Source organism: Parasutterella sp. St.1A3, from assembly GCF_059728705.1.
In genome coordinates, this window is the sequence record NZ_BAAGFK010000001.1 from 1,553,285 (window position 1) to 1,565,438 (window position 12,154).

At 47.6% G+C, this 12,154-nt stretch carries 12 protein-coding genes; 4 read left to right on the forward strand and 8 right to left on the reverse strand.

What is annotated here, in order from left to right:
- Positions 1–75: 75 nt before the first annotated feature.
- The 5 genes from AC6I1F_RS07245 to AC6I1F_RS07265 form a co-directional block, all read right to left on the reverse strand.
- A complete protein-coding gene (locus AC6I1F_RS07245) occupies positions 76–447 on the reverse strand; it encodes a hypothetical protein (RefSeq protein ID WP_160336093.1) in 372 nt (123 codons plus the stop codon).
- Between the two features lie 131 nt (positions 448–578).
- Positions 579–2,213: a vWA domain-containing protein gene (locus AC6I1F_RS07250; RefSeq protein ID WP_290448966.1), complete on the reverse strand. Its 1,635-nt coding sequence runs from the start codon at positions 2,211–2,213 to the stop codon at positions 579–581.
- A 64-nt stretch (positions 2,214–2,277) separates the two neighbouring features.
- A complete protein-coding gene (locus AC6I1F_RS07255) occupies positions 2,278–3,216 on the reverse strand; it encodes a DUF3150 domain-containing protein (protein WP_289163682.1) in 939 nt (312 codons plus the stop codon).
- 145 nt (positions 3,217–3,361) lie between these two features.
- On the reverse strand, positions 3,362–4,384 hold the full coding sequence (locus tag AC6I1F_RS07260; RefSeq protein WP_251450208.1) for an AAA family ATPase: 1,023 nt from the start codon (positions 4,382–4,384) through the stop codon (positions 3,362–3,364).
- A 186-nt stretch (positions 4,385–4,570) separates the two neighbouring features.
- Entirely contained in the window at positions 4,571–5,560 is a 990-nt protein-coding gene (locus AC6I1F_RS07265) for a DUF7146 domain-containing protein (RefSeq protein ID WP_289163684.1), read from the reverse strand.
- Between the two features lie 490 nt (positions 5,561–6,050).
- On the opposite strand from AC6I1F_RS07265, the gene AC6I1F_RS07270 reads away from it, so the two are divergent.
- A complete protein-coding gene (locus tag AC6I1F_RS07270) occupies positions 6,051–6,632 on the forward strand; it encodes a rubrerythrin family protein (protein WP_251450203.1) in 582 nt (193 codons plus the stop codon).
- Positions 6,633–6,938: 306 nt separating this feature from the next.
- Here the strand turns inward: AC6I1F_RS07270 and AC6I1F_RS07275 are convergent, their stop codons facing one another.
- Genes AC6I1F_RS07275 through AC6I1F_RS07285 form a run of 3 tightly spaced genes read right to left on the reverse strand, consistent with a single transcriptional unit; the run spans position 6,939 to position 9,502 of the window.
- Complete coding sequence (locus tag AC6I1F_RS07275; RefSeq protein ID WP_251450201.1) at positions 6,939–8,444, reverse strand: sodium:solute symporter family protein; 1,506 nt, start codon at positions 8,442–8,444, stop codon at positions 6,939–6,941.
- 12 nt (positions 8,445–8,456) lie between these two features.
- The gene (locus tag AC6I1F_RS07280) at positions 8,457–8,717 is read right to left on the reverse strand and encodes a hypothetical protein (protein WP_251450200.1); all 261 of its coding nucleotides are present in this window, start codon (positions 8,715–8,717) and stop codon (positions 8,457–8,459) included.
- A gap of 14 nt (positions 8,718–8,731) precedes the next feature.
- A complete protein-coding gene (locus tag AC6I1F_RS07285) occupies positions 8,732–9,502 on the reverse strand; it encodes a creatininase family protein (RefSeq protein WP_251450198.1) in 771 nt (256 codons plus the stop codon).
- Positions 9,503–10,609: 1,107 nt separating this feature from the next.
- Between AC6I1F_RS07285 and AC6I1F_RS07290 the strand changes: the two genes are divergently transcribed.
- Genes AC6I1F_RS07290 through AC6I1F_RS07300 form a run of 3 tightly spaced genes read left to right on the forward strand, consistent with a single transcriptional unit; the run spans position 10,610 to position 11,833 of the window.
- Positions 10,610–10,846 carry a hypothetical protein gene (locus AC6I1F_RS07290; protein WP_251450196.1) on the forward strand — a complete coding sequence of 79 codons (237 nt, stop codon included), beginning with the start codon at positions 10,610–10,612 and terminating at the stop codon, positions 10,844–10,846.
- Positions 10,839–11,390 (forward strand): hypothetical protein, encoded by a 552-nt coding sequence (locus tag AC6I1F_RS07295; protein ID WP_290449009.1) that lies wholly within the window; start codon positions 10,839–10,841, stop codon positions 11,388–11,390. The genes AC6I1F_RS07290 and AC6I1F_RS07295 overlap by 8 nt, the downstream gene beginning before the upstream one ends.
- A complete protein-coding gene (locus AC6I1F_RS07300; RefSeq protein ID WP_251450192.1) occupies positions 11,387–11,833 on the forward strand; it encodes a hypothetical protein in 447 nt (148 codons plus the stop codon). The genes AC6I1F_RS07295 and AC6I1F_RS07300 overlap by 4 nt, the downstream gene beginning before the upstream one ends.
- Positions 11,834–12,154 lie beyond the last annotated feature (321 nt).

The following is a 12,154-nucleotide window of genomic DNA, read 5'->3' on the forward strand; positions in this document are numbered from 1 at the left end:
CGACTGATAACAAAAATTTAGGCGGCACGGTTTAAATCGCGTCGCCTTACAGCGTGAATCAGCAATTTGAAAAAATTAATTCTGCGGCTGAGTCTGCTGTGCGGGAGCCTGAGGAGCTGTCTGAGGAGCAGCGGCCTGAGGTGTCTGGGTCTGAGGAGCCTGCTGATACTGCTGGTAAATCTGCTGTTGCTGCTGAGTAGGCAGATAAACCGGACGGAAATGATACATGCCGTGATACGGGCAGTAGAAGCCCATCATAACCGGGTACTGGCTCGTAACAGGAGCACCTTGATAAAAACCGTCCATCATGCAGGGAGCACCGTAATAAACGGCCTGATCCTGAGGATCCTGCTGGCCTTGAGTCTGCTGAGCGGAGGCTGTAAGACCAAAGCCTAAAAGAGCAGCTGCCATTGAACCGACAAAAAGTGTTTTCTTAAAAGAAATCATTTGAATTCCTCCACTAAATGATGGAGCCATCATAGGCTTGAGACTTCATGGCTTTCTCGATTCCGTTCGTTTTGAGACACGCAGACCGCTTAAATGTTAGAAGTTTTTTCTCAGACTTCTCAGAGGCCTAATCAGTCCGCATGCTTTTTCATCGTCGCTTCAAGCAGCTCATATAACGCTTCCTGCATATCAAAAGCATCCTCAATGTTTTTCTGCAAATCAAAAATAAGCGGAGAGAGCCTGCCGATGCCAAGACATACAACCTCTATACCGGCCTTTGTTAAGACTTTGCTGCGCTCCTTGAGAAGCTCCTCCTCGGAACATAAACCGTCTGTCAGCATAAAAATAATCTTGCGCCGCTCTTTGCGGTTGGAAAGAATCGCGGCTGCCGAATTCAGCGACTGACAAACCGGTGTATACCCAAAGGAGCGGATACCCGCGAAGCGATCTGTCACGGACTCTGAACGCTCATCAAAACGCTTGATCTCTAAAAGCGTGTTGCGCTCCATTCCCGGAAACGCATAAGCAGATGCTCTGCATCCGCTGACGCGGTCAATCAGACGGCAAAGAACTGCGCCGCAGATCGCCGCCGTACGCATCGTTCTTTTATCCATTGAACCGCTTCGGTCGATCAGCACGGCAAAGGCGGCCGAGGGCTGTTTAACAGTATCTTCCGTCGTAAAAATACGATCTTCGCCAACCATCAGTCCCGCAAGCGCCGGTGTACTGAGCTGTTTGCCCCTTCGGCTCAGATGTCTCGGCCGCATGACATTTGAATTTAAAAATTTTCTGAATCGGGCTGAGGCGGTAATCTCGTATTGCTCTAAATCCTGTACAAAATGCTCGTCTATGCTCTGCGTAAGCTCACTTCTGACCGCAGGCCAAATCGAGTTGCTGCCCTGAGCCAAATCGGGAGACTTCCCTTTGCTTCTGCTCTCCTGCTCGAGCAGTTTATGAATATCAAACTGATCCGGATTTTCTCCTTCAAAGAGCTCCGTAAACTTTTGCTCAAGCTTCCTGTCGGTTGCCGCATCGGAACCGGTCGAATTAGAAGAAGTGTTTTTTGCCGGCACGGCCTCCTGCTCCGCTTGCTTTTTAGCGGAATTGCCGGAAGTTTTGCGGCGGTTTTTCCCTAAAGAAAGCTCCTTAATAAAACGTTCGGCGATTAATTTGGCATATGCGATAACTTCATCAGTGGATTCGGAAGTCACAGCTGAATACGCAAGCGCGGAAAGCTCTTCATAGAGATCCTCGCCAAAACGTCGGATAAATTCGTTCTGCGAGCTCTGAGAAAGCATATGAGTAAAACTGTAGCCAAGCGTCTTGTCCGTCATATGCCAGTAAAGGCTCAGGCATAAAAGCTTCGCAGGCGATGTTTTTTCGTTGACTTCAGGCAGACGTCCTCTCTTGAGCATCCGCTCTAAGTAGGTCTCACGCCAAAAATAAGTACCCGGTGTTTTACGATAGCCGATCGCGTCGATACGAACGTCTTCCAAAGCGTTTACCAGCGGATGCAGACCGCCAAGCTTGGAAACATTCGTAAAATCCGTAAACAGCACATGATGAATCTCGTGGGTGCCGTGCGCAAGATAAGCGTCAAGCGCGTCCTGCGAATGCGTGGGCGGCTCTCCCAAGTAAACGGTTTTACCGTTCGTACTCGGAACCCCTCCGAAGACAATCTGAATGTCTTTGTAGTTCGCAAGCGAGGCAAGAATACTGTTGACCGCCTTATAGACGTTGATGGTGTTGCAGGTTTCGACTCTCAAAATCTGTTCCTCTGGGACCGCTTGAGCGGCCGATCTCATTAGAGATTCGGCCGCGCGCCCGGTGTTAGCTAAAAGAAAATAATGACTTGCCTCGCGCAAGCATGGCTTCCAATCCGCAGGCCATAGAAAAGTCCGGTTCAGCAGACTCGGCTATAGGCTCCGCAGTTTTCGGCTCAGCCTCAATCTCCGTCCTTGAAGCCGCGTCCAAAAGTTTGAACGCAGCCTCAATTTCACTGAGCATCGAGGTTTTATCCCGGCAATACGGTTTAAGCCGCATGGCCTGAGAAATGCACGAAGTCAGATGCAGCGCGCCGTCACGGAATTCCTCGCGATAGCCCTGCCAAACTAAAAGACGATCTTTAAGTGTCTCCAGCCGGCAAAGCAGCGCATCCGTTATGGCGCCGCTTTCAGCGGCAATGCGAACGAGATCAAGTTCCTCGGCAAATCGCAAAGCAAGACCTCGGATAAAGGACTGCAGCGAAGAGCGGGAACCGCTGAAGCTCGCAAGAGTAAAGGCGTCGAACTCAAAAGAAATGCGGCGCAGAACATAATCCGTCGAAGGACAAATCACGTCCGAAGCGCATCCTTTCGGAATGACTCCCATCGACCTGTCATAAACACTCTTTTCATAAAGCGGCGAAAACACTTCGTCTCGCTGCCGACAGAACTCTCTGCGCCAAATCGCAAGCGTTCGTTCAACCGAGACAGCGTCACATCGCCTCATGACATAGCCGTTCAGATAGGGCTCTCCTCTTTCCGCGCAAAGCGCTTTGGCGCGCACCCGAAAATCTGAAAATACTTTCAGCATCGAGGCCGGAACAATGCGTCTTCGACGCATGTTCTCCGCGCCTTCCTCTACCGAGGTCTGCTCTGTGCTCATACCCGTCCAAACGGAAATCCGGAAAGATACCAGCACAAGGCTGTTCTCGGCAACATCAGTTTTGTCACTATTTTTTGGTTCGCATCCGCCAAAGAAAGATGCGTCCCGGAACAAATCGGTCATGGAATTCTCCTTTTGATTCAAGGGAGAGGCCCTGACCCGAAGGATCGAGGGGCAACACTCCCTCGATCTCCGTGGGTTGTTCGCTCTTTACGAACGAAAGTTTAGAAACACTTGCGACAGCTCTTGTCTTACCTCCTCGTGTCAGCTACACGAGGAGATAGTCGCCGATATTGCCTAATTCAGCTTCAACAAGCTTCTCAATGACTGAGGCGCTTGTCGAGTCAAGGCAGTCAGTTAGAGAAATGCGGAGCGCTTTTCTGACCGCTTCGCGATGAGAGCATCCCATCGCTTTGGAGCGATAACTCAAAAGCAGCAAATCTCTAAATCTCATCAAAACACGCGTGGAAATTGTCGCGTCTACACTGACCGTAGGATCCATGCCGCAATAAGCTTCACGAACTCTTTCGGCCGATTTGCGCAGACGCACCGCAAATTCCCGCTTCCAGTCTGATGAAGAAATGCCGACGCACTGAACTTCCGGCGTACTGCTGAGAATGAGTGCAATCTCAGAGTCCGCGTCCATGTAGTCCATGCGCATTTTCCAGCAGCGGTCCATAACCGCGGGATCCTGAACGAAACGCCCCACGTAGGAGCCTTTCTCGTCATCACATAAGCCTCGGATGTTGTCTGTCATGACAATCCTCGTGCGCGGATGACGCTCAATCACCTCTCCGGTTGCCTCAATAAATAAAGGCGCACCCTCCAGCAGTTCGTTGACCGAAAGCCAGAGATCGCCCGGAGCTGCCGACATTTCATTAACCAAAAACACAAAACCGCGCCGCCAGGCCCGCGTCAGCGGTCCGTCAACAAAGCGCATGCTTTTGTCTTTGTCAATCACATAGTGACCGATCAAGTCTGTTCGATCCAGCCGCGCGCGTGCGGTCATCGCAATGACCGGAGCACGAACTCGGGCACAAAACTGATTGATAAAACTTGTCTTGCCGGATCCGTGAGGACCGCTGACAAACAGCGGCTCTCCCGAACCCATCTCCCACCATGCGGACATAATGCCCAGTGTTTCCTGCCGGAAAACATAGTTCGGGTCTTTCTTCGGAATCAGGTAATGCTCGGAAACATCCCATGATTCTCTCTGATAGCCCAGAACCTTCTGCTCGGAAGTAAAACCAAACTCTTCCGCGCAAATCACATCGTCAAATACCTGCTGCATAAAAAACTCCAAATAAAAAACGGAGCTTTCCTGCCGCTGCCGCGGGGTCGAAAGCCCCGCGGGGTATAAAAAAACTGCACAAATGTTTTCCGTCAAAGAAAGGCTTTGTGCAGGAGCCTTTCTTTGTCGGCGGAAATCTAATTCCGCCAGCCTATCGCCCTGAAGTGCCGCTAAGCATCTTTGGTGCTACGAAGCCTTCTGAGCGCGCCTGTGCATCAGCACGTCATTCCAATCCCAGCCGGGAAAGTCCGGAAGACGTACTTCAACTTCAAGCGCGGGATACCGCTGCTTTAAAACAGCGGCAGCGCAATAGGCTTCTCTTTGTCCCACAAAGTTCAGATCCGCATCCGCAAAAAGGATCAGTTTTCTGACGCCTTCCGGCGGGACAAATTGTTTGAAATTAAACGCCGCGATCACCGACCAAACCGGAACTTTAAAAAGTTCGGAAGCCGAGAGCGCGGTTTCAATTCCTTCAGCAAGTCCGAGGACTCCGTCGGGCTGATATTCGCCAAGCCGAATGGAGCAGCCGGAGAGCTCCTTTGAGAGAACCTTTTTCACTGTCTTAACATAGGCCTTACGGCCTCCTTCAAGATAAGTTCTGTGCAGATTCACTCGTTTTCCGTGCATATCGCTGATCTCCGCAATGAGGCCCTCGAAATAGCTCGATTCCCAATCCTGCCCGTTTTCAGCCTGCTGCGAATATCGCATAGACTTGATTGAACGCAGAGCGGGAGGAAGTTTCCCGAGAATTCCTCTTGAGCGAAGATAGACATAGGCGCCGTCTCCCTCTTCAATCGGACGCGAAGAACTCCACAGTCTTTCGACGGAGTCTCGAGTCCTCTGAATCGGTTTGCGGCGACGTACAGCACGGTACTCTTCAACGGGAATCGAGAAAAAGTCTGCAATATACAGAAGCGCTTCCTTATAAGAGAAGTTTCGGATCAGCATAAGCAAATCCACACCGCTGTGATGGCCGCAGTGACGGCAGTAGCTATCGCCTTTTCTAAATTTGTCGGTGAAGGAGAAACGATCCTCTCCGCCGCACCAGGGACATTCCTGGTTCGGTTTGTGAAGAACCTTCTCGCTGACACCGGCATACTGCAGGATTTCACGATAATTGCCTTGGGCGCGCTCAAGAATCAGCGCGGCGGTTTCAGGACAAATTCGAGTTTGCATATCTTTAATCATCATTAATAAAAGGTGAATAAAAAGACGTCCCGCAGTCCCCTCTCGGCGAACACGGCGGTTCGCCAAGATTGAAGAAAAAAGCGGAAAACCGCTTTGACGCTGAGCATGATTTTCTCGGTCGCCCGAGAAATATGCGTTCACACTCACACGCAGGCTTATAAGGCAGCCACACTCTGAATCACCCACTATAAGGAGGCCCTGGTCAGCCGCCATTGGCAAATTGCCGCACAAATAACTAAAACCTCCTATAACCCACTGAATCCAAATACTTTTATATCGTTTAAAGCAATTTCCAATTTGTAACTCTTTATTCGAAAATCACTCATAACAAACTTATTTTTCTAAATAAAAATCGCCTCAACTCTTTACGCTTATTTTGAGGTGCTTTGGAGGCTCTTCTCTGAGTATGTAATTAACCTATACCGTGTTTATAGCAAATGACGCTGATCACCCGATAAAGCAATTTGGAGGTTTGATAATGACAAAAAGTTTGGTAGGTACTCAGACAGAAAAGAATTTGACAATTTCCTATCTGAATGAATCCCAGTCATACGCACGCTACACTTTTTATGCGGCGCAGGCTGGCAAAGAAAGCTATTTTCCGCTTCAGGGCGTCTTTAACGAAACCGCTGCGAACGAACTTCGCCACGCCAAGATTTTCCTCAATCTTCTTCCCGACGGACAGGTCCTAGGCTGTGTACAAACAGATACCGGCGCTATCGGAAAGACCGCTGACAACCTGAAGATTTCTATTGAAGAAGAAAAGATTGGAGGAGTTGAGGCTTACCTCGCCTACGCAAATGTCGCTGACGAAGAAGGCTTCCCTGAGATCGCCGCTAAGTTCCGTGCCATCGCATCCATCGAAGCACATCACATGGCTCGTTTCCAAGCTTGGCTCAAGCAGGTGGAAGACGGTACAGTTTGGAAAAGAGAAAAACCGATTAAATGGCTGTGTCTGGTTTGCGGCTTTGTGTATGAAGGTCTGACACCTCCGACAAAATGCCCTGCCTGCGATCATCCGTATCAGCACTATATCGGCATGGACATGCTCGATCTTTAATGTTCAAAGTCAATTTACTCAAAAACTCCTTCATTTGAATTTGTGCCAGTTTCTGCAAACGGCTGAGTATTGCACCTGCACATTGCATTTTCAAGGTTTACCCTGAAAATCCTCGCCGTTTGCGGATTCAAACACGCGTGGCCGACATCCGTAAAGATGCCGGCCCTATTTTTATCATGGATTTGCCCTAGCAAACCCAAAGAAAAAGCCCGGCTGATTTCCGAGCTTCTTCGTTTATTTAATGATCCCGCAAAACTTAAAACCGGTTTTTAAACCGCCTTCTTATCCGCGGGATTTGCGCACCAATTAGTCGAGCGCCAGATTCTTCTGAGGAGCCTGTGCGGGCTCTTCGTCTTCCGCGAAGAAATCATTGATAGAGTCAATGACCTGCTTGGTGTGTTCCTGAGGCTTAGTGACCAGAGAAACACCGACGAAAATCACCAGAGAAATCATCATGGACCAGAACGCTCCTGAAAGACCGAACGGAGCGGCCTTCAGAATGAAGGTCATCGTAATCATCAGAAGTTCCCCGATAACGATCGAAGCAATCGCAGCTTCTCTCGTCGCTCTCTTCCAATAAAGTCCGCCGATTACCGCCGGAACTAAAACCGCCACACCGCCGTTGGAAAGCACCAGAAGATCAGCAAGCGCTGTCGGACGAGTGAGCGCGAAAACGACAGAGGCCAAACCGATAATAATGACACCGACCTTAGCGACGTTGTACATCGCGTTTTCGTCTGCTTTCTTGTTGATGTACTTCTTGTAAACGTCGGTAGCGAGCATTGTGGAAGTCGCATGGAGCTGAGAGTCACCCGTTGACATCGCGGCAGCAAGCGCACCGCTGATGATGAGCGCTGCAAAGACCGCAGGCGTGTACTTGAGAAGCAGTTCTGGGAAGATGGTATCCGGAGCCGCGATATCCGGCATCAGGATACGACCGATCATACCGACGCACGGTGTAAAGACGTAAATCATGGTCAGATAGATCGAAGAGAACACGGCAGACCACTTCATAACATTCAAGTTCTTACCCGCGAAGAATCTCAGCGTCACCTGCGGGAACATCATCATGCCAAAGGTAATGACAACCCAGCGGGAGACCCAGTCCTGAGGCGTGACAACGCCTTTGGGTCCCGGCAGTGTGAATAATTCCGGAGTATGGCTGAAAGCAGCCTGATAGGCCTCAGCAACCGACGGGAAGTTCGCAAGAATAACCCAGAGGGAGCCGCCAAGCAGACCGACAAACATAAAAACACCTTGCGCCGCATCTGTAATTGCAACGCCCTTCATACCGCCTAAAAACACAAGGATGATCATGATCGCAAAGAAGATCAGTGCGCCTGCGGTGTAAGAAAGCATGCCTCCGGAAATGGTCTGGAAGATGTAGCTGCATCCGATAGCCTGAATCGCGACATAAGGAATCGTAAAGACCATTGTGATCAGTGTGACCAATACACCGACCGTCTTAGAACGGTAAACGTCGGAAGCATAGTCGGAAACCGAAAGATAGCCGTAGCGTTTGCCGATAAACCAGAAACGGCGTCCCCAGACCCAGAAAAGTACGCCCGGAAGCACTGTCCATAAACCGTTGCACCACCAGCCGATTCCGTTGTTGTATACAAAACCACCCGCACCCATAAAGGCGTATGCGCTGTGGTATGTTGCTGAGAACGTCAGCGTAAGGATAAAGATTCCGAGACCGCCGCCTGTTGCGAAGTCTTTAATGTTTTTCTTATCCTGTTTGGCTGCGTAAAGCGCGATACCAAGGAGAACAAGAAGATATACAGTCAGAATAACAAGACCTAAATTCATGATTGTCCCTCCTTAGAACTCGGGTCTTGAGACCTGCTCGATCTCTTTAGCATCCTGGCTGCAGTTCCAGGCCTTGAGCTTTAACGCGGCGACAATGAAGTCGACGATCATGACCACAAACCAGAATTCAAGCCAAAGATAAAGTGTCGGCCAGCCAAAGGTCAGCGGGTGTGTGACGCAGTAGTCATTGACCCAAAATACAACCGGGGGATTGACCATGATGATGCTGAAGATCAGCACCGAAAAAAATATGGTTTTACCGTTAAATTTCATCGCAGACTCCGATGCTATTCACTCTGAAGCTGTTCAACAACTTTGACCAAGTTGCTGACCAGGTGATCGTGATAAATCTTCCCGCGCTCAGCGTCGGCGTTGCTCGGCTCTCCGGTGCATCCGCCGGACTTCTCCGCAGCCGCCTTGGCGTGCGCAAGACTGCTCGGCACATAGCAAAGCGTGTCATGTTCATAAGTCGGATCGACTGAATAAAGCGGTGTGTCTTTGATGGGATTATCGACGGCTTTTTCTAAATGGACCATGTCCGGGAATCTTGCCATCATGTGTGATGTTTCGATTTCTTCGGCGTGTCCGACCGGTCCGAATCCGAGCTCTTTAACAATATCTTTGCTCATATAGGCCGGATCAAAAATCTTGACGATGCAGCCAAGTTTGCTCTGAGCTTTCTGTGCGCACAGCTGCATCCAGACCACATTTACGATTCTGTGACCGTTGATCAGAATGATTTTGTTGAGGCCGTGTGCGACCAAGGATTCGATGATGTCGTATGTCATCTCGGAAAGAACTTCCGGACGAATTGTGATTGTGCCGGGAAGCACCATATGATGCGGGCTCCATCCGAACCAAACCGGCGGCGTCAGAACAGCGCCGGTTTTTTCCGCAGCGCCTTCTGCGACGGTCATTGCGACATACGTGTCCGTACCAAGCGGAAGATGGTAGCTATGCTGTTCGACACTTCCGATCGGTACGATCGCGACGCCCTTGCTTTTCTTAATGGCTTCTCGAGCTTCTTCCCAGCTTTTAGTCTGCAGATAAACGCTCATATAGTCTCCTTAACGTGATTTGAGTTATTAACCAAAGTGTATAAGCAATTAGTACTCAAATCGGGCGTAGCGGTTATGGAAACCATTAATCTAAAAAGATGACAAATCAGCGTAGAAAGCTTGAAACTCAAAAGGACCGGCAGTATCCGCCTTTACGAACAGACTGTTAATTCTTCTCCTGAAATTCATAACCGTTTACATCTACCGGTAACTCACTGCTGTGACGACAATTTCTCCCTGCTCAATGAAAAACACAAAACAGTTTTCTTATTTTTAAAAGTTAGAAGCCTCCTGGGAATCACCTGTCTTTTTGTAAACTTTTCTTGCCTTAAGACACTCCCTCCTCTTGAAAAGAAGCTTCTGGTCAGCAACAATTTTTATATGATCAGATACGTTCTTATCGCAGGTTCACGTATCTTTAGTTATGCGTGCATCCGACCGAATTGCTCTTCCCAAGCCAACCTGAAAGGTTAAGTTCTAAGTTTATTATCCGTAGCGCAAGCACCATAATCCTCATCGTGGATGCCTTAATTTCAAAGGGTAGCCCAGATACCATCTTCATTAACACATAGTCGACCGTTGCAGGGCTCAGCTTATCTGCTAAAAACCTCTTGCCTACGATGCGGGAAAAGGCGATCGTGACTTGAGTAATGAATTTGTCGGTGACAATTTCCTCAATCTTTCCATCACCGAAGTCAGCACACAAACCTCTAGGAGCAGTTCTTATTTGCTAAGGCTTCTCGAAATCTTTGTAACCCTGCTTTGTTGTTGAAATATTCCAACGCATTAAAGGATCAAATAAGACTAAAAGGATAGGAATGATCTCAAAAATAAATCCATGGATGCTTGATGGTTTTCCTTCAATCAGTTATTGAGCACGATGATGCACTCCGTCAACCCAAAACTGAACAAAACAGTGTGAAATACGCTTAGTGTCTCAGTGGTCTTCCATGTATTTTTTACTCATCCGTTTGGTTAGTAATTTTAAGAGATGAAATTACTTATAAACGGATAGGTAAGTGCCTTCATACATCTGTGGGAAAACTATGAGACTAATTGTTATATATACGTGTTGCTATAATGCACTGGAGATTAAGGGAGACGAAAATGGAAAAGGATAGAAAAGAGGAACCCTCTCAGATTATATTAAAAAAGAATATGCCAACATTCTTTCCTTTTGGGTTCTCTGTTGGAGGAACCCAAGACGGTATGGTAGTTATAAATTTTTTAGATCAGCCTGGTGATGGTCAACAGAACATCGTAGCTTCTGTTGCTTTGACACAGCAAAGAGCAAAACTATTCGCTGAAAAATTATTATCTGCAATAGAGAATCAGCATGTTTAAGAATAGCTGTGATGCTTTCGTATCTGAAACACCGTTTTGTGAGCTTTTATCTGTCACAGATTTTGACGTAGAGCTGAATAGAGAGAAGGAAGCTATCGATAAATGGTTTGCTCAAATCCAAAGTTCTGAAGCAGACGATACTTCTTGCAAGCCGTGCATTGAAGAAGATTCCATCTACATGCCGCTATATCAGTTGCTCAACAGTGTCTGTTCCTCTTACCAAAACGAACAAAAAACAAATAAAAAACTGAACCTCCCTGATATTCCAAATGACTCTTTCCGAGGGATGTTGTTTCTTTTTCCATTCCTACTTAACAAAAAACCTTCCTTTTATGTAGATGCAGACCTCACGTGCGTAGCTGTAACCTTCCATGTACGAAAAACTCAGAAGATTTCCATAGCCACAAAAACTCCAAAATTGTTGTATTTATCAAGGGTCGGCAACGAAGAGGAAATACGTTTGCCCTTCATCCTATCTTCTACTTTGAAGCTGTCTACCCCTGACTACTTAAAGCATCTCGAAAAAATACTCGGTTATTTATGACAACCCTCCCCTCCAAACTTATTTTTGATGGAGACGCCGGACGTTACCTCAAACCTAGCTATGTTGAGAACGGTCAAGTTTCCATTTGTGCTTTTGACCTGCGACTAAATAGAACCATTCCGGAGGAATTTGTATCTTTCTTTCTGTCAAGAGGAAGATCAAATGAGGAAAAGTTTCAAGATGTACTACGACAATCAGAATCTCGGCTAGCCGTAAAAGATTCAGGTTTTATTTGCCTAATATCCATTGAAACCGCACTTAGCCTTATCAACGAAGGTAACGATGTCATCTGGTTCTCTGACCAACAACTCCCTCATTTAGGGCTCTATTATTCAAAACAGGTTTCCAGCCAAGAAATTTTAGGAGCAAAAACACTCCTCTCTTGGCTTGCCAGTGAGAGATTTGAGCCGGTTGTTGCCTTCAAGAGATCCTTACCAAAGTAGCAACATAGTCCCTTTATACAGTTGCTCGGTTTCGCCACAACGACGCCGCAAAGATATGAGTTTTCACTTTCGAAACTCACAGTAATCTTTTTTTGAAGATACATCGACCATAGACAATTATTTGGTAGCTAAATAACTTATCTACATTTTTTTCTCATTAATTCCACTGAGTCTATTCTTGTAAGCATTTTTTACAGGGAAGAAAGTTGAACACTGACCTGACTATCTTCAATGTCCTTTCCATCTTATAGCATCGTTAAGGTTTTGAGTCTTTGGCCTTTCGGCGAGACCTGATACAACAATTTTGCAATGTCTGTAGGG